Annotated in this window: 20 protein-coding genes and 1 pseudogene; 18 read left to right on the forward strand and 3 right to left on the reverse strand. The window is 71.3% G+C overall.

Features of this window, described 5'->3' with window-relative positions; all coding sequences use genetic code 11:
• From M0R80_14325 to M0R80_14375, 11 genes and pseudogenes are all read left to right on the forward strand, one after another.
• Positions 1-436, forward strand: a 436-nt coding sequence (locus M0R80_14325; GenBank protein MCK9460811.1) for a hypothetical protein, incomplete at its 5' end; no start/stop codon positions are given.
• Between the two features lie 33 nt (positions 437-469).
• Positions 470-1,267, forward strand: coding sequence for a hypothetical protein (locus M0R80_14330; GenBank protein ID MCK9460812.1), 798 nt, complete (start codon positions 470-472; stop codon positions 1,265-1,267).
• Entirely contained in the window at positions 1,260-2,285 is a 1,026-nt protein-coding gene (locus tag M0R80_14335; GenBank protein MCK9460813.1) for a flippase-like domain-containing protein, read from the forward strand. Before M0R80_14330 ends, M0R80_14335 begins: the two co-directional genes overlap by 8 nt.
• 70 nt (positions 2,286-2,355) lie before the next feature.
• The gene (locus M0R80_14340) at positions 2,356-3,606 is read left to right on the forward strand and encodes a hypothetical protein (protein ID MCK9460814.1); all 1,251 of its coding nucleotides are present in this window, start codon (positions 2,356-2,358) and stop codon (positions 3,604-3,606) included.
• A gap of 43 nt (positions 3,607-3,649) precedes the next feature.
• Positions 3,650-3,839: pseudogene (locus M0R80_14345) on the forward strand (hypothetical protein).
• A gap of 248 nt (positions 3,840-4,087) precedes the next feature.
• Positions 4,088-4,357: a hypothetical protein gene (locus tag M0R80_14350; GenBank protein ID MCK9460815.1), complete on the forward strand. Its 270-nt coding sequence runs from the start codon at positions 4,088-4,090 to the stop codon at positions 4,355-4,357.
• 72 nt (positions 4,358-4,429) lie between these two features.
• Positions 4,430-5,359: an endo alpha-1,4 polygalactosaminidase gene (locus M0R80_14355; GenBank protein MCK9460816.1), complete on the forward strand. Its 930-nt coding sequence runs from the start codon at positions 4,430-4,432 to the stop codon at positions 5,357-5,359.
• A gap of 54 nt (positions 5,360-5,413) precedes the next feature.
• The gene (locus tag M0R80_14360) at positions 5,414-10,708 is read left to right on the forward strand and encodes a protein kinase (protein ID MCK9460817.1); all 5,295 of its coding nucleotides are present in this window, start codon (positions 5,414-5,416) and stop codon (positions 10,706-10,708) included.
• A gap of 49 nt (positions 10,709-10,757) precedes the next feature.
• Positions 10,758-10,970: a hypothetical protein gene (locus M0R80_14365; protein MCK9460818.1), complete on the forward strand. Its 213-nt coding sequence runs from the start codon at positions 10,758-10,760 to the stop codon at positions 10,968-10,970.
• Positions 10,971-10,986: 16 nt separating this feature from the next.
• Positions 10,987-11,241 carry a hypothetical protein gene (locus M0R80_14370; GenBank protein MCK9460819.1) on the forward strand — a complete coding sequence of 85 codons (255 nt, stop codon included), beginning with the start codon at positions 10,987-10,989 and terminating at the stop codon, positions 11,239-11,241.
• A 21-nt stretch (positions 11,242-11,262) separates the two neighbouring features.
• Positions 11,263-11,562: a hypothetical protein gene (locus M0R80_14375; GenBank protein ID MCK9460820.1), complete on the forward strand. Its 300-nt coding sequence runs from the start codon at positions 11,263-11,265 to the stop codon at positions 11,560-11,562.
• On the opposite strand, the gene M0R80_14380 is transcribed toward M0R80_14375, so the two are convergent.
• Complete coding sequence (locus M0R80_14380; protein MCK9460821.1) at positions 11,559-12,809, reverse strand: sulfate adenylyltransferase; 1,251 nt, start codon at positions 12,807-12,809, stop codon at positions 11,559-11,561. The genes M0R80_14375 and M0R80_14380 overlap by 4 nt on opposite strands.
• A 156-nt stretch (positions 12,810-12,965) precedes the next feature.
• Between M0R80_14380 and M0R80_14385 the strand changes: the two genes are divergently transcribed.
• The 3 genes from M0R80_14385 to M0R80_14395 all read left to right on the forward strand — a co-directional run bounded on the left by M0R80_14385 (position 12,966) and on the right by M0R80_14395 (position 16,875).
• The gene (locus tag M0R80_14385) at positions 12,966-14,708 is read left to right on the forward strand and encodes a L,D-transpeptidase (protein ID MCK9460822.1); all 1,743 of its coding nucleotides are present in this window, start codon (positions 12,966-12,968) and stop codon (positions 14,706-14,708) included.
• A gap of 10 nt (positions 14,709-14,718) precedes the next feature.
• A complete protein-coding gene (locus tag M0R80_14390; GenBank protein ID MCK9460823.1) occupies positions 14,719-15,582 on the forward strand; it encodes a penicillin-binding transpeptidase domain-containing protein in 864 nt (287 codons plus the stop codon).
• A gap of 366 nt (positions 15,583-15,948) precedes the next feature.
• A complete protein-coding gene (locus tag M0R80_14395; protein ID MCK9460824.1) occupies positions 15,949-16,875 on the forward strand; it encodes a magnesium transporter CorA family protein in 927 nt (308 codons plus the stop codon).
• A gap of 39 nt (positions 16,876-16,914) precedes the next feature.
• Here the strand turns inward: M0R80_14395 and M0R80_14400 are convergent, their stop codons facing one another.
• Together M0R80_14400 and M0R80_14405 are read right to left on the reverse strand one after the other, a co-directional pair.
• Positions 16,915-18,423: a carboxypeptidase M32 gene (locus tag M0R80_14400; GenBank protein ID MCK9460825.1), complete on the reverse strand. Its 1,509-nt coding sequence runs from the start codon at positions 18,421-18,423 to the stop codon at positions 16,915-16,917.
• Positions 18,420-20,435: a response regulator gene (locus M0R80_14405; GenBank protein MCK9460826.1), complete on the reverse strand. Its 2,016-nt coding sequence runs from the start codon at positions 20,433-20,435 to the stop codon at positions 18,420-18,422. Before M0R80_14405 ends, M0R80_14400 begins: the two co-directional genes overlap by 4 nt.
• 129 nt (positions 20,436-20,564) lie before the next feature.
• On the opposite strand from M0R80_14405, the gene M0R80_14410 reads away from it, so the two are divergent.
• The 4 genes from M0R80_14410 to M0R80_14425 all read left to right on the forward strand — a co-directional run bounded on the left by M0R80_14410 (position 20,565) and on the right by M0R80_14425 (position 23,152).
• The gene (locus M0R80_14410) at positions 20,565-21,263 is read left to right on the forward strand and encodes a cytochrome c biogenesis protein (GenBank protein ID MCK9460827.1); all 699 of its coding nucleotides are present in this window, start codon (positions 20,565-20,567) and stop codon (positions 21,261-21,263) included.
• A complete protein-coding gene (locus M0R80_14415) occupies positions 21,260-21,532 on the forward strand; it encodes a hypothetical protein (protein ID MCK9460828.1) in 273 nt (90 codons plus the stop codon). The genes M0R80_14410 and M0R80_14415 overlap by 4 nt, the downstream gene beginning before the upstream one ends.
• Positions 21,529-21,735: a hypothetical protein gene (locus M0R80_14420; GenBank protein MCK9460829.1), complete on the forward strand. Its 207-nt coding sequence runs from the start codon at positions 21,529-21,531 to the stop codon at positions 21,733-21,735. Before M0R80_14415 ends, M0R80_14420 begins: the two co-directional genes overlap by 4 nt.
• Before the next feature lie 100 nt (positions 21,736-21,835).
• Positions 21,836-23,152 carry a hypothetical protein gene (locus M0R80_14425; protein ID MCK9460830.1) on the forward strand — a complete coding sequence of 439 codons (1,317 nt, stop codon included), beginning with the start codon at positions 21,836-21,838 and terminating at the stop codon, positions 23,150-23,152.
• The last annotated feature ends 16 nt before the right edge of the window (positions 23,153-23,168 follow it).

The raw sequence follows: 23,168 nt of genomic DNA on the forward strand, positions 1-23,168 counted from the left end.
CGAGGCCTGCTGCGAGGCGCTCAAGACGGATCGGCGCACGCGGCGCGAGGTCGTGGCGATCGGGGCCGTCACCCTGCCCTCGCCCGCGGAGCCCGGATCCGAGGCGGACGTCCGCCGGCTGCTGCGAGCGCACGGGTCCCGTCCGGCGCCCGACCGGATCGCCGTGGCCCGCGCGGATCTCGCCGCCGGATCGCTCCCGACCGACGGCCTCGACGCGCTGCGCGCCGCGGTCGAGGCGCAGGTCGCCGCGGGGGCGCCCTTCGCGATCGCCGATCTCGACATCAAGGGGGGCGATCTCACCGCCGCGCTCGGGATGGCGCCGGGGCCGCAGGTCGGCCGCCTCCTCGAGACGCTGCTCGATCACGTCATAGATCACCCCGAGGACAACCGCCGCGACGCGCTCGTCGAGATCGCGAGGGCGCGCGGCCGGATTTGACGCGCCGCGAGCGGCGGGATAATCCCCGAGGTCATGATCTGGCCCTTCGGCGAACGTCGTCCCGCGCCGTCGAGGATCCGCGAGCTCGCGCCCGGCGGGCTCGTCGATCTGCACGGCCACCTCCTGCCCGGGCTCGACGACGGCCCGGCCGACGCCGCCGAGCGCCGCGCCATGCTGGATCTCTACGCCTCGATCGGCTACGCCCGCGTCGCGGCCACGCCGCACTGGAACCACTCGGGGTTCGAGACGCCGGCGCGGGCCGAGGTCGAGCGGCTCGTCGCCGAGGCGAACGCCGAAAGGGGCGGCGCGCCGCCCGAGGTCGTGCCCGGCGCGGAGATCGCGTTCGACGAGCGCTTCCTGCCCGCGTTCGCCGCGGACGAGCTGCCGCGCCTCGGCGCCGGGCGCGCGCTCCTCGTCGAGCTCTCGGCGCTGCCGGGCGCCCTCCCCCGCGGCTTCGACGAGCTCGTCTTCCGGGCAACGGCCCGGGGCGCGGCGATCGTGCTCGCCCACGTCGAACGCGTCCCCGATCTGCGGCGCGATCGCGGCCCGCTCGCCGATCTCCGGCGCGCCGGCGCGCTCGTGCAGGTCGATCTCGTGTCGCTCGCGGGGAAGCACGGGCGGACCGCCCGGCGGCACGGGTGGGCGCTCGTGGAGGGCGGGACCGCGGACGTCGTCGCGACGGACGCCCACGGGCCCCGCGACTTCCCGCTCGTCGAGCGCGCGCTCGAGGATCTCGCGCTGCTCGACGCCGCCGAGGCCGCCCGCCTGGCGGCCGCCAACCCGGGCCTGATCCTGTCCGGCGCGCACGGCGAGGTCGAGCGACATGACTAAGATCCTCGTGCGGCTCGCCGTCTCGATCGCGATCGCCGCGGGGCTCGCGTACTGGCTCCTCTCCCAGGGCTTCGACGTCGTCCCGTCCTGGGGCTCGATCGTCGAAGTCGCCGATCCGCTCTCGGCGCTCGCGTACGTCGCGCTGTTCGCGGTGTTCAACGTGCTGCGCGCCTTCCGCTGGGAGTACCTGCTCAGGCCGTTCACCGCGGTGCGGCGCGGCCCGATGATGGAGACCGCGTTCGTCGGCTTCGCGGCGATCCAGATGATGCCGCTGCGCACGGGTGAGGTCGCCCGCCCCTACCTGCTCGACCGCTATGCCGGCATCTCGAAGAGCGCGCTGTTCGGCACCATCGCGATCGAGCGCGTCATCGACGGGCTGCTCGTCTCGCTCCTCCTCACCGTGGCGCTGCTCACCGTGCCGCTCGGGAGCGGGCCGTACGTGCTCGCCCTGCGCGTCGTGCCGCTCGCCGTGTTCGTCGCCGCGCTCGCCATACTGGTGGCGTTCCACAGATCGCCGGATCGCGTGGGCGCGGTCCTCGGCAGGCTCATCGGCGCCTTCTCGAAGCGGCTCGCGGAGTTCACGGTCGGCGTCGTTTCGCGCTTCCACGCCGGCCTCGCCGCGCTGCCGGACAAGCGCGCGTTCTGGACGTTCACGGTGCAGTCGGCGCTCTACTGGGGCGTCAACGCGCTCGCGTTCTGGATCCTCGCGCGCGGCTGCGGTCTCGAGCTGTCGTTCTCGGGCGCGGTGGCGGGAATGGGCGTGCTCGCCGTCGGGATCCTCCTGCCGAGCGGCCCGGGCTACTTCGGCAACTTCCAGATCTCGGTCCTCGTCGCGCTCGAGATGTACCTCGGCGCCGCGGCGCGCACCGAGAACGCGGCCGTGTTCATCTTCCTCCTGTACGTCTTCCAGACCGGGCTCACGCTGATCTTCGCCGCCGTCGCGGCGATCCCGATGCTGCGCCGCCCGGTCGTGCACCGCACGTCGCTGCCGCCGCCGCCCGACGGAGATCGCCCCTGACGCCCCGGTACCCGATTATTTTACTAGCGTAAACGGCCGCACTCTCGCACTCGATCCAGGGAGGTGAAAAATGCGGAAACTAGAATTCACGGCGGCGATCTACTTAGCGGCGTTGCTCGCGCTCGGCTGCAACTCGACGTCAGAGAACACATGCGACGAGTGCGACGACGGCGACTGCGGGGACACGGATACGGATTCGGATACTGACACCGACTCGGATACTGATACCGGTTCGGACACAGACGGCGATACCGACACCGACAGCGACACCGATTCGGACGCCGTCGAATGCCCGGAACCGATCGGGGAGACGTGCCCGAGCGATCTGGAGGCTGTGATCCCGCCGCTCGTGTTCGAGGCATCCGAGTTCGGGGAAGGGACGCGTTTCATCGACGCGGCGCCGTGGTCGGTCCTCGCCGAGCGCGAGGGTGTCGGCACGCGCACCATCTCGATCATCGCGTACGACCAGGAGGGCGACGGGACGTGGACGGCCGCTAACTCCCTGGTGGCCGCGCTCGATGTATCGACCGACTCCGGCGTGCGCGCGCTCGCCCTCTCAACAACGGAGTACGGTGGCGGGCCCGATCTGCCGTCGTATGTGGCCATACTGTGCAACGACGTCGCCTGCGCGCTGTATGGCGCCGATCTCGACGCCTATTCGCCCGACGCGGAGCTCGCACCGATCCCGGGCGGCGACCTCCCGCCGAACACGGCGGTTCACGGCCTCTGGCGAGGTTTCGAAGGCGACTTGGTTTGCGCGTACGGCGACGGGATCCACTGCTTCGACGGGACTACATGGACGTCGCCCATCCCGGCCGACGCCGAGAATCCGCTGTTCAACGACATGTGCACCGCGTTTTTCGACGATACCGCGGGAGCGTTCGCCGTGGGAGATCTCGGCCGCTACGCCATGTCCGGCTTCCCGGATTGGGAGAGCTCCTGGGGGACCGCGTACCCCGACAGGACCGCCGTGGCCGCCTACTACCCCGACGGCTGGACGATCGCCATCGAGGGAGGCGACCTGCAGATCGAGGTCGGCGACGAGGTGCTCTACAGCTGCGACTTCTCGGGCGAGGACATCGTCGAGCTGCACGTGTTGAACTCGTGGTTCTGGTCGGAGAACAAGAGCTTCGGCGTCACGGCGTCGGGCCGCGTGTTCGCTGCCCACGGTCCGGTCACCGCGATGGAGGGCGCGTGCTATGCAGAGCAGACCCTCGGCGCGAATTCTAAAGCCCTCTCCTTCTGGTGCGGTATCGCCATAAACGTGTTCTTGATGGACGAGAACGCGCTGTACGGCACGACCGAGTGCTACATAGACTAGCGCCATGGAGGCGAAAATGCGGAGGCGCGGATTCATCGCGACGGTGCTCTCGGCCGCGTCGCTCACGACGATACTCGGCTCGGGGTGCGGCGAGGACACCCGCGGGAGCGGCGGCGGGGGAGCGGACTCGGATACCGACTCTGACACCGACTCGGACGCCGACGCCGGCACGGACACCGATACCGATTCGGATTCGGACACCGACACCGACGGGGACTGCACCGAGGCCGACTACCCGCCCGGTCCTTACGCCTGGTTCCTCGACGGGGTGGTGGACGACGTGACGTTCCCGGCGATCTTCGACGACGCCGTGACGGAGCTCGTGCTGAGCGAGGCCCACTGTTCGGAGGTGAAGTCGCTGGTGTTCGCCCTCGGCGCCAACACGTGAAGCAGCTGCCCTGCCCGGTTCGGGCAGATCGGCGAGATCGAGGACGAAATCCACGCCGCCCACGGCGAGCTCGTCGGCCTCTACTGGGCGGACATGGTCACCTATTCAAATCAACCGCTGGAAGACATCGACGAAATCCTCGACTCCGACGGCTGGGAAGGCGGCTGGCGCGTCCAGGAGGACGCCGCCCAGACGATTTCGTCTACCCTTTACGACATTCCCTACTTCTTCGAATACCTGCCGTTCGTGTTCATCATCGAGACGTCCACGATGCAGATCGTCGCTACCGACAGCGGCGACGCGGTCACGCCCATCAACGTGGACATCCTCGGCGTCGTGCAGGAGATCGACGACGCCGATTGAGCGTGCGGATTCGCACGAGACGCACCTGACGATCCGGCGGCCGTGGTATCCTCCCGGACGAGGGAGGCGAACATGAAGACGCTGGGAACCATCGCAACGGTGCTTTCGGCCGCGGCGCTCGCGATCGGCTGCGGCGAATCCGGATCGCCCGGGGATGGCGACGCGGATTCGGACGCGGACTCCGACACCGATGGGGATTCGGACACGGACACCGACACCGACGCCGACACCGACACCGACACCGACGCCGACACCGATTCCGACACCGATTCCGATTCCGACCTGTGGCACCCGGCGCCGGGCACGACGTGGCAGTGGCAGCTCACCGAGGAGATCGATACGAGCTTCGATGTGGCGATGTACGACATCGACCTCTTCGACGCGCCGGCGGAGACGATCGCGGCGCTGCAGGGCGCGGGCCGCGCGGTCGTCTGCTACTTCTCGGCCGGCAGCCGCGAGGACTGGCGGCCGGACGCGGCGGACTTCCCGGAGGAGGCGATCGGTTCGGCGCTCGACGGGTGGCCGGGCGAGAGCTGGATCGACGTCACCTCCGAGGCGATCCGGGAGATCATGACGGCCCGGCTCGACCTCGCGGTGGACAAGGGCTGCGACGGCGTGGAGCCGGACAACGTGGACGGCTACGCGAACGACAACGGGCTCGGGCTGACGGCCGAGGCGCAGCTCGACTACAACGCGTTCCTCGCGGACGCGGCGCACGCGCGGGGCCTGTCGGTCGGGCTCAAGAACGATCTCGAGCAGGTCGCGGCGCTCGCGCCCCTGTTCGACTGGGCGCTGAACGAGGAGTGCCTCTCCTGGGACGAGTGCGGGATGCTCGCGCCGTTCCTCGCCGCAGACAAGGCGGTGTTCCACGTGGAGTACGTCGACGACGAGCCCGAGGGCGCGGCGAAGATCGCCGAGGTGTGCGGCGATCCTGCGATCGAAGGGTTCTCCACGCTCGTGAAGACCTGGGATCTCACCGCCTGGATGCTCGCCTGCGATTGACGATCCGCGCCGGGCGTGTGGTAATGTCCGCGCGGAAAGCCGCGAGGGTAGAGCTTGGATCTCCAGGAGCACGCCGAGTCGGCCATCGCCCCCGGGACGCTGGTCGACAACTTCAAGGTCGCCCGTCTGATAGGCCGCGGCGGCATGGGCGAGGTCTACCTGGCGCGCGACATGAAGCTCGGCCGCAAGGTCGCGCTCAAGGTGGTCCACCCGGAGGCGCTCGGCGACGCCACCGCCGTGGAGCGGTTCCAGTTCGAGGCGCGGGTCACCGCGCGCTTCAGCCACCCGCACATCGTGACGATCTTCGCGGTCGGCGAGCACAACGGGAGCCCGTACGTGGCGCTCGAGTACCTCGAGGGCCAGACCCTGCGCGAGCGCATGGAGGAAATGCGCCTCTCGGTGCGCGAGACGATGCGCATCGGCCTCGCGATCGCCGAGGCGCTCGCAGAGGCGCACCGGCACGGCGTGCTGCACCGGGATCTCAAGCCCGAGAACGTGCTCCTGCCCCGTGACGGCCGGCTGCGGGTCGTCGACTTCGGGCTCGCCAAGGCGGTGGCGGGCCAGGAGGGGCTCCTCACCCAGACGGCGCGCCACGCGGCCACCGTCCGGCTGGAGTCCTCGACCCAGGCCCGCTTCCTCACCAGCGGCGGCGTGGTCGGCACCCCGCTCTACATGGCGCCCGAGCAGTGGATGGACCAGGAGCACACCTCGGCGATCGACGTCTGGGCGCTCGGCACGATCCTCTACGAGCTGATCTGCGGCCACCCGCCGTTCGACGACGAGACCATCTTCGCCCTGTGCGCGCGGGTGTGCTCCAAGGACCCGTCCCCGGGCCTGACCCAGGTCGACGACGTGCCCGCCGAGCTCCAGGAGATGATCCGGGCCTGCCTCGACAAGGATCCCGCGCGGCGTCCGGCGGCCGACGCCGTCGTCGAGGCGCTGGGCGGCCTGGTCTATCGCGGGAAGGTGCGCCTCGAGGGCGAGGTCAGCCCCTTCCGCGGCCTCCTGCCGTTCACCGAGCGCCACGCCGATCTGTTCTTCGGGCGCGAGGACGAGATTACCGCCTTCCTCGAGCGCATCCGCGTCGAGCCGGTGCTGCCGGTCGTCGGGCCCTCCGGGGCCGGCAAGAGCTCCTTCGTGCAGGCGGGCATCTTCCCGCGACTGCGCGAGCAGGGGCGCTGGTCGGTGCTGTCCCTGCGGCCCGGCCGGCAGCCGTTCGAGACGCTCGCCTCGCGCGTAATCCGCGGCGAGAGCGACGGCGCCTACCTGAGCGCGTCGATCCGGCAGACCCGCCACTCGGTGCCGGCCGACCGTCCGTCGCAAACGACGACGGACGAGGAGAGCCTCGGCCAGCAGCTGCGCGAGTCGCCCGGGCGGCTGTCGCTGATCCTGCACCAGCTCGCGGAGCGTGACGGCGTGCGGGTGCTCCTGTTCGTCGATCAGCTCGAAGAGCTCTACACGAACGTCGACGACGACCGCGAGCGGTGCGCCTTCATGGAGGCGATCTGCCGCGCGGCGGACGATCCGAACGGGCCCGTGCGCGTGGTGTTCAGCCTGCGCGACGACTTCATGGTGCGGCTGGCCGAGACCGCCGTGGCCCGCGACGTCATGGCGCACATCGCGGTGCTGCGCAGCCCGGGCCCCGAGGCGCTCAAGGAGATCCTGACCCGATCGCTGGAGGCCAGCGGCTACAGGTTCGAGGACCCGCAGCTGACCTCGGACATGGTGCTGGCCGTGAGCGGCGAGCCCTCGTGCCTGCCGCTCCTGCAGTTCGCGTGCAGCCAGCTCTGGGAGCGGCGCGATCGCGAGCGGCGCGTGCTCACCCGCGCGTCGTACGAGGCGATGGGCGGCATCGAGGGCGCGCTCGCGAGGCACGCCGACTCGATCCTGGCGGGCTTCACGCCGGAGCAGACCGACGTCGCGCGCCAGATCTTCCTGCGGCTGATCACGCCCGAGGGCACGCGCCAGGTCGCGTCGCGCTCGCAGCTCGTCGAGGGGCTCGGCGCGGCCGGGGAGGAGGTGCTCGACCGGCTGATCAACGAACGCGCGGTGCTCGTGCGCAAGGGCCGGGAGCGCAGCGGCGGCGCCGAGGTGGAGCTGGTCCACGAGTCGCTGATCCGCAACTGGGAGCAGCTGCGGCGATGGATCGACGAGAGCCGCGAGGAGGTCGCGTTCCTGGCCGAGGTCAGCCAGGCGACCCAGCTCTGGGAGAAGCGCGGCTGCCGGCGCGAGGAGGTCTGGCAGGGGGACGCCCTGCGCGACGCCCTGCGGAAGGCGGATCGCCTCGCCGGCATGCCGGAGACCGCACGCCGCTTCCTCGACGCGGGCAAGCGCAAGGAGGAGGCCCGGCTCCGCCGTCGGCGGTTCCTGACCCTCTCGGGCGTCGGCCTGCTCATGCTGATCGCCGTGGTGTCCGTCATCGTCACGCTGGTCGTGATCAGCCAGGCCCGCGAGGTGCGCCTGCAGCACGACCGGGCAGAGGAGAAGGGGGCCGAGGCGCTGCGGGAGAGCGCCCGCGCCGCGATGATGCGCGGCGATCTGCTCGAGACCCGTGCCAAGCTGCGCGGCTCGCTCGAGTCCCAGGACTCCACGCTGGCGCGCGTCCTGTGGCTGCAGCTGCAGGAGAACTCGCTGATCGGCTCCAAGGAGCTCGGCATCTTCGTCAAGCGCATCTCGGTCTCCCCTGACGGGCGCACCTTGGCCGCGGTCGGATCGAACCGCGCGGTCTACCTGATGGACGTCCAGACCCACGCGATCCGCGTGCTGCGCGGACACTCCGAGACCGTGGTGACCGCGTCTTTCTCGCCGGACGGGAAGCTCCTGGCGACCGGCACGATCGACGGCGACGTGTGGCTGTGGAACCTCGAGCGCGACACCCTGACGATCCTGCGCGGGCACGAGCGCGGCGAGGCGGGCAAGGTCACCGACGTGTGCTTCAGCCCCGACGGCAAGCTGCTCGCCAGCAACAGCTACGATCAGACGATCCGGCTGTGGGACGTGGCCACCGGCGCGCAGCGGAGCGCCATCGACAGCGGCAACCGGGGCGGCAGCCTGGCGTTCAGCCCGGACGGCCGGACGCTGGCGTCGACCGGTCGCGACGCGCTGGTCCGCCTGTGGGACGTCGCCTCCGCGGCGCAGGCGCGCGAGCTCGCCGGGCACCGCGACTGCACCAACGCCGCGGTGTTCAGCCCCGACGGCCGGCTGATCGCGTCGTCGGGCTGCGACCGCCGGGTAGTGCTGTGGGACGCGCGGAGCGGGAGCGAGCTCCGCGAGCTGGGGGGCCTCGGCGACATCGCCACCGGCGTGGCGTTCAGCCCGGACGGCGAGCTCGTCGCCGCCGGCAGCTGGGACAAGACCGTGCACGTGTGGGACGCGGCCACGGGCGCGGTGGTCAGATCGATCCAGGGGCACGACGACATCGTGACCGCGGTGGCCTTCGGTCCCCGGGGCCGGGTGCTCTTCTCGGCCGGCGCCGACAAGACCATCCGCATCTGGAACGTCGAGGCGGGCGAGTCGCGGGGCGCGCGCGGCGGGCACCAATCGCGGGCGCTGGCGGTGGCGTTCAGCCCGGACGGCAAGCTCCTCGCCTCGGTCGGGACCGACAAGACCGTGCGACTCTGGGACGCGTCCAGCGGCGAGCTCCTGCGCGTGATGCTCGGACACGAGGCGATCGTCACCTGCGCCGCCTTCAGCCCCGGCGCCGAGACCCTCGCCACGGGGTCGATCGACGGCAGCGCGCGGCTCTGGGACACGGCCACCGGGAACGAGCTCGCCGTGCTCGGCAAGCACGAGAGCGGGGTGCGCGAGGTCGCGTTCAGCCCAGACGGCGCCACCCTCGCCTCGGGTTGCAACGACGCGAGCGTGGATCTGTGGGACGTGAAGACCGGCACGCGGCGCGGCAGGCTGTCCGGCCACGCCCTACAGGTCTGCGCGATCGACTTCAGCCCCGACGGCCGGTACCTGGCCACCGGCAGCCGCGACAAGACGATCCGCGTCTGGGAGAGCTCCGGCGGCGAGCCGATAGCGGAGCTCACCGGCCACGAGGCCGAGGCCTGCCCGCTTCGGTTCGATCCGAACGGGAGGGGCCTGGTCTCCGCGAGCAGCGACGGGACGATCCGGATCTGGAACACCGACACTTGGAAGGGCGAGCTCGGCGGCCGACACGGCGGGAACCCGCACGCCCTGCACGCCATGGGCGACGACGTGCGCGTCTGCGTCGAGCGCGAGGCCGAGGGCCGCGGCCAGGAGCACTCCCTCTTCCTCTGGAGCGCCGCCGGGGCGACCCCCACGAGGCTGGGGTTGACCATCCCGCCGGCGTCGCGGGTCTCGTTCAGCCCGGACGGCTCCCGGGTCGCCACGTCCACGGAGGAGGGCAACGTCGTGCTGTGGGACGCGTCGACGGGGCGGCAGATCTGGCGCGCTCCGCTTCTCATGCACGATCCGCCCGCGGTGCTGACCCACCAGGGCTGGGTCGATCTGCGCGCCGCGCCGACCCCCGGACCGGCGCCCGAGGCGCGCTGGCGCGACGCGGTCGTGCGGCGGGCCGATCAGGCCTCGCAGAGCGCGGACGGAGCGCTCCTGTGCATGCGCACGTTCGACGACGAGCTCGAGTTGTGGAGTCCGCCCCGGGACGAGCGGCTCTTCGCCGATCGGATCGAGGATCTGGCGCAGGCCCTGGCGCTGCCGAAGGGTTGCCTCGCGCGCACCGGCTCCGGTGAGCTCCGCCTGTACGGCGAGAGCGGATCGCACCAGCTGCTGCACGAGCAGGCGCGCGCCGTCGCACGCGACGACACGACCGGCGAGATCCTCGTCGCCGCGGACCGCGAGGTGAAGATCTTCGACGCCGCCGGCGGCGTGCGGCAGACGCGCAAGGTCGACCCGGGCGTCACCGCGCTCACCCGCATCGGCGAGGTCCTCGTGCTCGGCTTCCGCGAGGGCGACATCCAGCTCGTCGATCTCGGCGGCGGCGAGCCGACGGGCGGCCCCCGCGGCACGGAGTTCGGCTTCGAGGGGGTGCCCGCGAGCGAGGTGCGCAGCTTCCTGCCCGGCCCGCTCGACACGCTGGTGGCGGGCTACGCCAACGGCTTCCTCGGGATCTGGAGCCTGCGCAGCGGCACGCTGCTCTACCAGCTTCGGCTCCACGGCTCGATCGATCACCTGGTGGTCGACGACGAGACCCTCTACGCCGCGTCGGGCCTGGGCGACCACGTCACCCTCGATCTGGGCGTGCTCGGGCGCCCCTACTGCGATCTGATGCGCGAGGTGTGGTCGGCGGTTCCGGTCGCCTGGTCCGATGGCCACGCCATCGCCCAGCCTCCGCCGGGCAAGCACGTCTGCGCCGGCCCGTGACCCTTTCGCGAAACCTGTCACGCGGCCCGGGGTGTGCTATTATCTCGACATGAGGATATTCATCACCGCGCTGGTTGTCGCAGCGGCCGTCGTCGTCGCAGGACCGTCCTGTGTCATCGGCGGGGACGAGCCCTGGGACGACAACCCCGGCGACACGGACACGGACATCGACGGCGACGGCGACGGCGACGGCGACACGGACACGAACACGGCGCTGTACGACGGGGACGGCGGGATCGACGGCAGCGTCGACGCGGGCTGATCGCGGGGAACGTGACATGAGCAAGGCGCGCGCGCTGTTCGTATTCGCCCTCGTCGCGACGCTCTTCTCGGGCTGCATCATCGGCGGCGACGAGCCCTGGGACGACAACCCGGACGACACGGACACCGGCATCGCCTCCGACGCCGACACGGACTCGGACGCGGACACCGACTCCGGCGGCGACGCGGACGGCGACGCGGACAGCGACGCCGACGACGGCGGCCCGACCTACGGCGACGGCGGCGTCGACGCCGGCAACGACGCCGGCTGAGCGCGACGCGGGGAGTGTGACATGAGGATCTTGCGCGCGATGCTCGGGATTGCTTTCGTTGCGACGACCGCCTCGAGCTGCATCATCGGCGGGGACGAGCCCTGGGACGACAACGCCGGCGGCACCGACAGCGACGGGGACACGGACGTCGATTCCGACACGGACACGGACACCGACACCGACACCGACACGGGCCCGGACGGCGACTCGGACACCGACATGGATTCGGACGATGACAACGCCGGGCTGGAGGCCGCCAACGACGGCTTGCTGCACCTGATGCCCGACGGCGGGGTCGACGCCGGCACCGACGCCGGCTAGCGCGCCATCTTCCGGATCAGGATCTCGGAGATCTCGGGGCGGATGATGCGGGCGTCCGGCTTGGTGCCGGCGAGGAGCTCGGCGCGCACCTGCTTGCCGGAGATGAACACCGGCTTCTCGTCCGGGTGGTTGTCCATGAGGTCGACGCGGCCCATCGACTCGTAGTACGCGGCGAACCCGACCTTGACGGGCTTGATGTGGAGCTCGCCGGGGAGCCTGTCGAAGATCGCCTGCGCGTCGAAGTCGCCCCAGATCGCGCTGCCGTCGTCGAACGGCGCGTCCGCGTGCTTGCGGCCGATCACGATGTGGGAGAAGCCGAAGTTCTGTCGGTAGATCGCGTGCATGAGCGCCTCGCGCGGGCCGCCGTAGAACATCTTGATGTCGAGCGCCCAGAGCTCGAACTGGTCGTTCAGATCGTAGCCCTTCGACTTCCACAGCGCCTCGTCCTTGTCGCCCTGGCCGAGCAGCTTCTCGTCGCGCAGCGCCTCGTAGGTCCGCATGCGGGTCACGGCGTCGACGTCGTCGCCCTTGGTCTCGCCGACGAGCGGGTTGAGCACGACGCCCGCGAAGAGTCCCTTGCGCGTCAGCTCCTCGACGCCGTGCACGAGCGCGTACTCGTGGGCCCTGTGCAAAGGGTTGCGCGTCTGGAACGCGACGACCGCCTCCCACTTGCGCGCCGCGATCCGCGCCCGCGTCTCGACCGGCGAGAGGACGTACTTGCCGAAGTGCGGGTTCTTCGGGCGATCGAGGACGGAGATCTCGCCGCCCACGAGCCAGCCCCGCGGATCGTCGTTCGCGATGCGCGCGCCGGGGTGATCGGCCCGCGGCGTTCCGTACACCGCGGCGTTGTACCGCGCCTTGTCCCAGGCGAAGATCGACGAGAGCCGGATCGTCCCGAGCAGCTCGCCCTTCTCGTCCGCGAGCGCGGCCTCGCCGCCGACCTTCAGGGCCTTCCGCTCGTCGTCGGTGACGGGAAGCGACAGCGGGATGCCCCACACGTACGGCTTGCCCCCGCGCACGATCGTCGTCGTGTCGAGCACGCGGTAGAACTCCGCCTCGTCCATGAATCCCTCGAGAGGGGTCAGCGTGCCGTCCGCGATCCGGCCGACCGTCGAACGATCCGAGTCCTTGACCGCGATCCGCGGCAGCTTCGCGGCGCGCGCGGCGAGCTCCTCGCCGGCCTTGCCCTGGACGATTCGGTTCACGGGCGCGTCGAGCCCGCCGTGCCATGGTACGAGATGTGTCATCGTCTCCGTCCTTCCTGAAGCGCCGTCGCGCGCCTTCGTTCGTTCATCCCGTACGATGATTCCCGGCGAATCGCAAACTTCTTTCCCGGTCGCGGCGGGCAGATTTCTGGACATCCGCGCGTTCGAAGAAACATCCTCGCCGCAGGAGGAGGGTCGATGGTCCGCAAGGGAAACCGGAAGAGGAAGCCGAAGGGCGATTCGCGCGCCCCGGCCGCGGCGCTCGCCGCCATAGGCGCGCTGGCGCTGTGCGCGTTCGGTCTGTGGCGTTGCATGGACGGAGGCGACGAGGCCGGGCCCGAGACGCCGCGGCTCCGCGCCGCCGCGGTGAGCGCCGTGGACGTCGGACCGGGCGCGGAGGTCGATCCGACGATCCTCGGCGAGGCGAACCTGCTCGAGCAGGAGAAGGCGCCGCCCGCGGCCGAGGACGCCGCGGCGGCCGTCGATCCGAAGGCCGCGCAGCCGTCCGCTGGGATCGACGCCGCGGGCACGTCGGCCGCGGCCGAGACGATCGCGGCGCCCGCGGTCTCGGAGGCCGAGTTCCCGCTGCACGCGGTCGCGTTCCACTTCCACACGCAGATCTTCGCCGAGCCGAAGGACGGCGCGCGCGTGATCGCCTACGCGCGGCGCGGGGCCCAGTTCCGCGTCGGCGAGCGGGTCTCGACGGACGGCTGCAAGAGGGGCTGGCACGAGATCGCGGGCGGCGGCTTCGTGTGCGACGGCCAGGGGATCAACGTCGCGAAGCAGAAGGTGACGTTCTCGCCGTCCCCGCCGGAGCCGGACCTTACGTCGCCGCTCCCGTACAGCTACAAGTACGCCGTGGGCGACGAGACGCCCGAGTACTGGCGCATCCCGACCCCCGAGGAGGTGGCCCTAGCGGAGAAGGCGTTCGCACGGCTCGCCGAGGCGCCGAAACCCGGCCCGAACGGCGAGCGCCACGACGCCGAGGCGCTCCGCGAGGTGCTCGCGCGCGCGGCGGCGCTGTCCGAGGCGGCCGACGCCGGTCCTATGGAGGCGCCGTCCCGCGCGCCGGCGGCGGCGCCGAGCGCCGAGGCCGACGCCGGCGAAGACGACGACGGGCTGCCCGCGTACGTCTACCAGCGGATGATCAAGGGCTTCTACGTGAGCACCGACGACACGGTCACCGAGAACGGCGTGACCTACGCGCGGACGGTGCGCGGGCGCTTCGTCCCCGACAAGAACCTCGCGAAGGCCAAGGCGTCGACGTTCGAGGGCGTGCTCCTGAGCGAGCGCCGGACGCTTCCATTCGCGTTCGTGGTCGCCGGCGGCTCGAAGACGCTCACGAGAAAGGTCTCGGGCGCGCTCAAGGAGGCCGGCGCGGTCTCGCGGTACGACCACTTCCCCGTGCTCGAGGAGCTCACGTACAAGGGGCAGCGGTACGTGCGGATCGGCGACGAGGCGTTCCTCCCTGCCCGCTCGGTCGCGATCGCGCGCGCCGCCGAGCCGCCGGCGGATCTCCTCCCCGACGAGCGCTGGATCGACGTGAACCTCGCCGAGCAGACGCTCGTCGCCTACGAGGGCGCGACGCCGGTCTTCGCGACGCTGATCTCCTCCGGCAGGCCGGGGCACGAGACCCCGATCGGCTCGTTCCGCATCTACGGCAAGCACGTCGCCATCACGATGGACGACACGGCCGCCGGCGACGAGGCCTACTCGATCGAGGACGTCCCCTGGACCCAGTACTTCCGCGAGGGGTACGCGCTGCACGCGGCGTTCTGGCACGACAGGTTCGGCCGCGTGCGATCGCACGGCTGCGTCAACCTCTCCCCGTCCGACGCGCGCCGCCTGTTCTTCTGGACCGGCCCGCGGGTCGGGGCGAGCCTCCACGGCACGGTCGCGACCAAGGCCAACCCCGGCACGCGCGTCGTCATCCACAAGTAGAGGACATCACATGCCGCGACTCTCGATCATCGCCATCGCGCTCCTCGCTCTCACGGCGTGTTCCGGCGCGAAACCGAAAGAGCCCGCCACGGCGCCCGCGCCGCCGCCCGGCCCGACCGCCGGGGTCGTCGATCTCTCCACACACCTCCGCGGCATGGACGGCGCTTTCGTCCTGTACGACCGGAACGCGGATCGCTACGTCCGGCACAACCCGACGCGCGCCGCCAAGCGGTTCTCGCCGTGCTCGACGTTCAAGATCGCGAACTCCCTCATCGCCCTGGACACGGGGGTGGCGAGCGGCGCCGAGTTCGCGATCCCGTGGGATCGCGAGAAGGACCCGCCGCAGCCGTGGTGGGCCGAGCTCGGCCTCGACTGGGAGCGCGACCACACGCTCGCCTCGGCGCTGCGCAACTCGGTGGTGTGGTTCTACCAGGAGCTCGCGCGGCGGATCGGCGCCGAGCGCATGGCCGCGTACCTCGAGCGGTTCGACTACGGCAACCGCGACATCTCGGACGGCGTCGACCGGTTCTGGCTCACGGGCAGCCTCGCGATCTCGGCCGACGAGCAGGTCGGGTTCCTGCGCCGGCTGTACGACGAGCGCCTCGGCGTCTCGCGCGACGCCACGGAGGTCGTCAAGCAGATCCTCGTCCTCGAGCGCGGGGACGGCTACACGCTGAGCGCCAAGACGGGGTCCGGCGCCGTGGAGGGCGCGCCGACGATCGGCTGGCTCGTCGGCTGGGTCGAGGCGGGCGGCAACGTCTTCTTCTTCGCGTTCAACGTCTCCGGCACGGACGCGGCCGCGGTCCGCGCCGCCCGGATCGATGTCCCGAAGGAGATCCTCCGGGAGCTCAGCGCCCTGCCCGCGGGCGGGTGAGCGCCAGCGGATCCCCGGCGCGATCCCCTGCCCCCAAGAATATTCTGCCCTCCGTGCAAACTTCGAGTTGAACTGTCCGCTTCGGGTTGCTAAACAGAAGAACAGGCTCCGGTCGGCGGTGAAGCGCCGCCCGGATCTCGGTCAGCCAACGGGAAAGGCGAAGATGGACAGCTCAGGCGAATCAGGTGGCCCTAGTAGCGTCGCGAGACGCACCGAGATGACACCCCGGTAGAGGAACCCGACCCCGCGCGATCACCCACCCGCGGGCGCGCTCCTCTCCCGGAAGGGAAAGAGGAGGTGCCCGATGGCACACGTTCCTTGCGGTTCGACGACCACCTCCGGCGGTGGCGGCCAGGAGGCGGACCGATGCTCGACGTGCTAGTTCCGTCGGCCGGCAACGGGCTCGTGCGCGGCGACGAGATCGCGGAGGGCTGCTGGATCAACCTCGTCGCCCCCACCGAGGACGAGATCCGCGCGGTGCAGGAGCGCCTCGGCATCGAGCCGGACCTGCTCCGCTACCCGCTCGACTCCGAGGAGCGCTCCCGCGTGGAGATCGAGGAGGACCAGATCCTGGTGACGGTCGACATCCCGATCATCAAGGGGACGCAGGAGTACGCCACCATACCGCTCGGCATCGTCCTCAAGGGCGACACCATCGTCACGGTCTGCCTGAAGCCGAACCCGATCCTGGACGAGTTCACCGACAGCCGGGTCAAGGCGTGCTCGCCGCGGCGGCGCAACCGCTTCGTGTTCCAGATCCTGATGAAGACGGCGACCTACTACCTCCGCTACCTCAAGACCATCCACAAGGTGTCGGAGGAGATCGAGGACGATCTGCAGCGCGCGATGAAGAACACCGGGCTCGTCGTGCTGATGGCGCTCGAGAAGAGCCTCGTGTACTTCGGCACCTCGCTGCGCGGCAACGAGCTCGTGCTCGAGAAGCTCGCGCGCCTGAAGTCGCTCGCGATCCAGGAGGAGGACGAGGAGCTGCTCCAGGACGTCATCATCGAGAACAAGCAGGCGATCGAGATGAGCGCCATCTACACAGGCATCCTGGGCGGGATGACGAGCGCCTTCGCGTCGATCATCTCCAACAACATGGCCCGCGTCGTCAAGTTCCTCACCGTCGTCACGATCATGATCGCGATCCCGACCATGGTGGCGGGCTACTTCGGCATGAACCTCGAGCTTCCGGGTCAGCACAGCCGCTGGGCGTTCTCGATCGTCGCCGGCGCCTCCCTCGCGGTCTCCATAGCGCTCGGCTTCATCCTCGGGCGCCTGAAGATCGGCTGAGCGGCGGCGGCGGGGCGCGCTCTCCTCGCCCCCGACGAATCAGAACCCGTGCAACGCGCCGTGCTTGGCGGTGAGGTAGTCGACGAAGTGGCGGGCGTCGGGCGGCGCGCCGCACGCGGTCTCGATGAGGTCGCGCGGGCGGAACGTCCCTCCCCGCTCGTGGACGTTCGCCGCGAGCCACTCGAGCAGCGGCGCGAACTCCCCGCGCGCGAACCCGTCGCCGAGCGGGCCGAGCGCCGCCTCGGCGGCGGCGTAGAGCTGCGCCGCGTAGAGGTTGCCGAGCGTGTAGGTCGGGAAGTAGCCGACGAGCCCGGCGGACCAGTGCACGTCCTGCAGGACGCCGCTCCGCCGATCTGGCGGGGTGAGCCCGAGGTGCTCGCGCGTCTTCTCGTTCCACGCGTCCGGGAGCTCCGCGACCTCGAGCGCGCCGCGCAGCAGCTCCACCTCGAGCTCGAACCTGAGGAGGATGTGCAGGTTGTACGTCACCTCGTCCGCCTCGACGCGGACGAGGCTCGGCTCCACGGCGTTGATCGCCCGCAGGAACGCGTCGAGCGGGATCCCCGCGAGGCTCGGAAAGGCCGCCTGCGCCTTGGGGTACGCGAAGCGCCAGAAGCCCGCGGAGCGCCCGACGAGGTTCTCCCAGAGCCGCGACTGCGACTCGTGCACGCCGAGCGAGGGCACCTGCCCGCGGGGGGTCCCCCAGTGCGCCTGCGGGAGCCGCTGCTCGTAGATGGCGTGCCCCGCCTCGTGCAGGCAACCGAACAGCCCGCCGCCGAGGAACTTCTCCTGGTAGCGGGTCGTGATGCGGACGTCGCCCGGCCCGATCCCGATCGTGAACGGGTGCGCGGACAGGTCGACGCGGCCCGCCTCGAGATCGTAGCCGATCGCGGCGACGATCTCGCGCGAGAACGACGCCTGCTCGCCCAACGGGAAGCTCCCGACGAGGGGCGAGCGATCCGGGGATCCGCCCGCGCCCCGGATCCTCTCGACGAGGCCCACGAGCGCCGGCCGGAGCCGGCCGAACAGCTCCGCGATCTCCGCGGTCGTCGTGTCCGGCTCGTACTCGTCGAGCAGGGCGTCGTAGCGCTCGCCCTCGTGGCCGAGCGCGTCGGCCTTCTCGACGAGCAGCGCGACGATCCGCTCGAGCAGCGGCGCGAACCGCGCCCAGTCGTCGTCCCGCTTCGCCCCCTCCCACGCGGTCTCGCCCTCGGCGGTGGCGCGCGCGAGCTCCACCGCGAGCCGCTCGGGGACGCGCGTCGACTTGTCGTAGCCGCGCCGCCACTCGCGGACGTTCACGGCCTCGGGCGACCCGGCGTCCGCGACCACGGCGCTCCCCTCGACGGCCGCGAGGCGATCGCCGATCCGCTTGTCCGTGGCGCGCTCGTGCAGGAGCTTCGCGAGCACGGCGATCTGCTCGGCGCGGTGCGGGCCCCCCTTCGGAGGAATCATGGTCCGCTGATCCCACGCGAGCACCTCGGCCGCGGACACGATGTAGCTCGTCTCTATGGAGTGCGCCTTCAACCAGGCGTAGGCCTGCTCCGGGATCATTCCGCCGCCTTCCCGCCGGCTGCGCCGGCCGCCCCCGCCGTCTCCTCGGCGCTCCGCCCGTCCAACGCGGCGCGGACCGCGGCGCCGAGCACGTCCATGGGCCCGGGCTTCTGGAGGAACGCCGCGGCGCCGGCCTCCGCCAGTGCCCGCTGGTACGCCCCGCGATCGTACCCGCTCATGACGACGATCGCCATCCCCGGGCGCGCCTCCCTGAGCGCGTGGAAGAGATCCATGCCGTCCATGCCGGGCATGATCATGTCGAGCAGCGCGAGGTCGATCGCACCCTCGCGCCGGGCGCAGATCTCGAGCGCCTCGTCGCCGTCCGAGGCCTTGAGCACGGCGTAGCCGCACCAGGAGAGGCAGCGCGACACCGCGTGCCGCACGATGTCCTCGTCGTCGATGACGAGCACGACCTCGCCGCGCCCGGTCTGCTCCTCGACCGCGGGCCTCGGGGTCGCGGAGCCGATGCCCGCCCGCGTCGCCCCCTCGGCGTCGGCCGCGGGAAGGTAGACCGTCACCCGGGTCCCGACGCCCGGCGCGCTGTCGACGGCGATGTGGCCGCCGTGGCCGTGCACGACCCCGAACACGCCGGCGAGGCCGAGCCCGCGCCCCTTGCCCTTGGTGCTGAAGAAGGGCTCGAACATCCTCGCGCGGATCTCCGGCGCCATCCCGCACCCTCCGTCGGAGACCTCGAGCACCGCGTAGCGCCCGGCCTCGAGCCACGGCCGCTCGGGATCGTCTCCGGAGACGATCTCGGGGGCGGTCGTGACGAGCACGCGCCCGTCGCCGCGGATCGCCTCGATCGCGTTCGCCACGAGCTGCGCCGCGAGGAGGCTCATCTGCGACCTGTCGGCCTCGATCCGCCAGGCCGCGCCGTCGAGCCGCGTCTCGATCCGGATCCCGCCGGGGCAGCTGCGCGCCTGGATCGCCACGGCCTCCTCGATCACGCCGTTCAGGTCGATGATCTCGGGCGCGAGCCTGCCGCCGCGGGCGAACGCCAGCAGGTGATCCGACAGCCGGCCGGCGGACAGGGCCGCCGCCTCGATCTCGCCGAGGAGCGGCGCGGCGGAGGGCCTGTCGCCTATCTCCCGCAGGACGAGGTTCACGTTCGCCGCGACGCCCGCCATCAGGTCGTTGAGCTCGTGCGCGATTCCCCCGGCGACCGTGGCGGACGCCTGCGCCCGCACGGCGACCTTGATCGCCTCCTCGGCCGGGGCCAGCGCCGACGCGTCGAGCGTGCTCGCGATCGCGCCGATCGTCCGGCCGTCGTCGCCCACGACCGGGAACGCGCGCTGCAGCATCCTCCCACCGTCCGGGCTGACGACGACGGCCTCGTGCGGCTCGCCTTTGCGGAGCGCGCGCGGCACCGGACACTCCGCGCCCGAATCGCCCGGACGCCAGATCTCCTCGTCGAGCGTCCCGAAGAGCGGGTCGATGCGGCGGTTGTCGGCGTCGGTCTCGCCGGCGTTCGACCAGAGGATGCGCCCCTCCGCGTCGTGGTAGGTGATCAACGACAGGCACGCGTTCAGCATCGCCGACCACTGGCGCTCCTTGTGGCGCAGCGCGTCGACCACCCGGCTGCGCGCCTGGGCGTCCCTGTGGCGATCGATGGCCCACATCAGCACGGCCGGCACGAGCCGCAGGCAGTCGCGATCCGCGCCCTTGACGACGTAGCCGTCGAGCCCGGCCTCGAGGCTCGCGTAGATGAGGTCGCAGCTCTCCGGAGGCAGGAGGCCGAGGACCGGCGCGCCGAGGCGGGCGGCCCCTTCGACGAGCCTCGGAACCTCCCGGATCGGGACCCCGTCGAAATCGATCAGCGCCGCGTCGCAACGCGGCGAGGCCGCCACGGGGAGCCTCGGCCCCCCCTCCCCGAGCGCCTCGGCGAGCGGGACGGTCGAGATCGCGCACGGGTAGCCGCACTCCCTGAACGTCCGCTGGCAGCGCAGGCCGACGCTCCCGTCGGCCGCGATCAGGACGATCCGCAGGGCGGACTCGCCGAGCCTTTCACCCATGACACAGTGCCCTTTCCGCCGATTCCAGGAGGTCAGTATAGCGCCGATCCGGGCGCGCGCTCCCCGAACTCCGCACGCCCCCAGGCCGTCTCCTGGCCTAGGCGGGCGAGGTGTGGTAACCGCTAGTCGATGAGCCGGTTCGCGCACACCGCTTTCGCCGCCGCCGCAGGGGTGCTGCTCGTGACCACCCTCTTCGTCGTGCTCTTCGTCACGCCCGCGGAGGCGTCCCTCGGGATCGTGCAGAAGATCTTCTACTTCCACGTGCCGGCTGCGTACGCGATGTACCTCGCCTGGGCGACCTGCGCCGTGGCGTCCGTGGTCTACCTCGCGCGCCGCGGCGAGCGGGCCGACGCGCTGGCGCGGAGCGCCGCCGAGGTGGCGCTCGTGTTCGCGATCGTCGTCATGATCAGCGGGCCGCTCTGGGGGCGGAAGTCCTGGGGCGCGTTCTGGACCTGGGACCCCCGGCTGACGTCGACGCTGCTGCTCACGGCGATCATGGCCGGGTACGCGCTCGTGCGGACCCTCGGCCGCGGCGAGGCCGAGAGGAGGTTCGCGGCCGCCCTCGCGATCCTCGGCGCGTGCGTCGCGCCCATCATCCACGTCTCGGTGTCGATGTGGCGCGGGCAGCACCCGACGGTGTTGGGCGACGCGGGCGGCGGCCTGGCGCCCGAGATGGTCCCCGCGTTCGCGCTCGGGCTGGCCTCGTTCACGATCTTGTCCGCCGCGCTCGTCGCTGCGCGCTACCGGCTCGAGCGCGCGCGGCGCAGGCTCGCCGATCTCGAGGAGCGGGCGGTGGTCGCCGGGATCGCGGCCGCGGAGGAGCCGTGAGGCGGGGGGCCTGGGCAGCGGCCCTCGCCGGGGCGCTCCTCTCGGGCTCGCCCGCGCTCGCGGACGGCGCCGCGGGAATCGCGTTCGCTGCGGACGCTGCTCCGCCGGGAGAGGCGCTCGGGTCCGCCGCGTGGATCCTGTTCGCCGGCGCGTGCGCGGCGCTCCTCGCGTTCGTCGCCCTGCTCGCGGCGGCGCACGGGGCGCTCGGCCGCTGCGGGGCGAGCCTCGACGCGGCCGAGCGATCCTTGCCGGACGAGGAGGCGAGATGAACGGTTTCGTCCCGTTCGACCCGGCGGCCCAGGACGCGGTGAGCGGCGCCGCGCTCATGATCGCGGCGTACGCGGTGATCTGCGGTATCCTGGTGCTGTACGCCGCCACGCTCCTCGCGCGCTCCGCGTCCGTCCGAAGGCGCGCCCGGGCGCTCGAGGCGAGGCTCGCGCGCGGCGCCGGGGCCGGGGGGACGACGGCGTGATCTTTTTCTGGTTCCCTTGCGGGGGCTCGCGGGTCCAATGTTTGAGAACGAGGAGCGGTCGCGCACGGCGCAAGGGGCCGCTCCCCCTATGGAGGACGCGATGATCAGGCATTTCAGGACGGCTTCGATATTGTGCGCGATCGCGCTGCTCGCGGCGCTCCCCGCCCAATCCCAGGAGAAGAAGGCCAAGAAGAAGGCGCCCAAGGCCGCGGCGGCCGAGGTCGCCCCCCCGGCGGAGGGACCGGCGCTCCCGGAGGCGGAGCCCGAGAACACGTTCGAGGCGTGCCAGGACCAGTTCGACAACGACGGCGACGGGCACGTCGACTGCGTGGACCAGGACTGCGAGGTGTTCGCGATCTGCGTTCGGCCGGCCGTGATCGAGCCGCCGCCGCCGCCGATGCCGCCGGAGCCCCGGTTCGTCATACCGCCGCCGCCCGTCCCGGAAGAGGAGCGCGGCTGGATGTGCAGCGACGGCATCGACAACGATCGCGACGGGCTCGTCGATTGCTACGAGAAGCTGTGCCAGTCCCACAGGCGGTGCAAGCGCGAGATCTACTACGTACCGGTCGATCCCGACAAGGCGCCGGGCCTGCTCGTCTCCTTCGGCGGCGGGCTCGCGGTGCCCAACTTCCGCGGCAACCAGACCAAGGGGCACAGCGACATCTACGGCGACGTGCCGTTCCACCCGGACTACGGCGGGCTCGTGGACCTGTCGATAGGCGTGCTCCCGGTCAAGTTCTTCGGCGTGGGCCTCAACCTGATCGCCGGCGGGACGTACGGCACGAACCGCCAGGACTGGGACGACGGCGATCACATTTTCGACGACCCCTACAAGTACGACGCCGTGAAGGGGTTCGGCCACGTCGGCGGGTACGTCCGCTTCCAGTGGCCGTTCGAGAGGTTCGTGCCGTACCTGCAGATCTCGGGCGGCTACACCTACGCGCGGGAGCGCTGGTGGATCTACGACGGCCAGGAGCCGTGGTCGAACATCGACGAGCAGGACGAGGCGGAGCTCGACAGCATGAGCGACTACGACGTGAAGATCTACCGCCACTTCACCGTCGCGCTCGAGCCGGGCTTCGACGTGTTCGTCGCCAAGCGCTTCTTCGCCGTGGGGCTGCGGGCGTGGATGCCGGTCTGGGCGACCTCCAACCCGGACGTCGACAACGTCGGCGTGATGCTCAACTTCTCGTTCACCCCGATGTGGCGCGAGCGGCCGGTCGTCAAGCCCGAGTACGCGAACCCGGCGTCGACGCTCGAGGAGGAGACGAGGGAAGAAGAGCCCACCGAGCCTCCTCCTCCCCCGACGCCCGCCGCCGAGCCTGCGACGCAGGGGACCGTCGTCGCCGCCGAGCCGGCCGTCCCGCCCCCTGCCGACCCGATCACCCCGTTGGACGATCCCTACGCGACCCCGTAGGACCGAAGCCCCCGCC

This window comes from Pseudomonadota bacterium (assembly GCA_023229365.1).
Classification (GTDB): domain Bacteria; phylum Myxococcota_A; class Polyangia; order JAAYKL01; family JAAYKL01; genus JALNZK01.

Coding starts and splice junctions, on each gene's coding strand:
- M0R80_14330 (MCK9460812.1), top strand. CDS start 470: ATGATCTGGCCCTTCGGCGAACGTCGTCCCGCGCCGTCGAGGATCCGC.
- M0R80_14335 (MCK9460813.1), top strand. CDS start 1,260: ATGACTAAGATCCTCGTGCGGCTCGCCGTCTCGATCGCGATCGCCGCG.
- M0R80_14340 (MCK9460814.1), top strand. CDS start 2,356: ATGCGGAAACTAGAATTCACGGCGGCGATCTACTTAGCGGCGTTGCTC.
- M0R80_14350 (MCK9460815.1), top strand. CDS start 4,088: ATGGTCACCTATTCAAATCAACCGCTGGAAGACATCGACGAAATCCTC.
- M0R80_14355 (MCK9460816.1), top strand. CDS start 4,430: ATGAAGACGCTGGGAACCATCGCAACGGTGCTTTCGGCCGCGGCGCTC.
- M0R80_14365 (MCK9460818.1), top strand. CDS start 10,758: ATGAGGATATTCATCACCGCGCTGGTTGTCGCAGCGGCCGTCGTCGTC.
- M0R80_14370 (MCK9460819.1), top strand. CDS start 10,987: ATGAGCAAGGCGCGCGCGCTGTTCGTATTCGCCCTCGTCGCGACGCTC.
- M0R80_14375 (MCK9460820.1), top strand. CDS start 11,263: ATGAGGATCTTGCGCGCGATGCTCGGGATTGCTTTCGTTGCGACGACC.
- M0R80_14380 (MCK9460821.1), bottom strand. CDS start 12,809: ATGACACATCTCGTACCATGGCACGGCGGGCTCGACGCGCCCGTGAAC.
- M0R80_14385 (MCK9460822.1), top strand. CDS start 12,966: ATGGTCCGCAAGGGAAACCGGAAGAGGAAGCCGAAGGGCGATTCGCGC.
- M0R80_14390 (MCK9460823.1), top strand. CDS start 14,719: ATGCCGCGACTCTCGATCATCGCCATCGCGCTCCTCGCTCTCACGGCG.
- M0R80_14395 (MCK9460824.1), top strand. CDS start 15,949: ATGCTCGACGTGCTAGTTCCGTCGGCCGGCAACGGGCTCGTGCGCGGC.
- M0R80_14400 (MCK9460825.1), bottom strand. CDS start 18,423: ATGATCCCGGAGCAGGCCTACGCCTGGTTGAAGGCGCACTCCATAGAG.
- M0R80_14405 (MCK9460826.1), bottom strand. CDS start 20,435: ATGGGTGAAAGGCTCGGCGAGTCCGCCCTGCGGATCGTCCTGATCGCG.
- M0R80_14410 (MCK9460827.1), top strand. CDS start 20,565: ATGAGCCGGTTCGCGCACACCGCTTTCGCCGCCGCCGCAGGGGTGCTG.
- M0R80_14420 (MCK9460829.1), top strand. CDS start 21,529: ATGAACGGTTTCGTCCCGTTCGACCCGGCGGCCCAGGACGCGGTGAGC.
- M0R80_14425 (MCK9460830.1), top strand. CDS start 21,836: ATGATCAGGCATTTCAGGACGGCTTCGATATTGTGCGCGATCGCGCTG.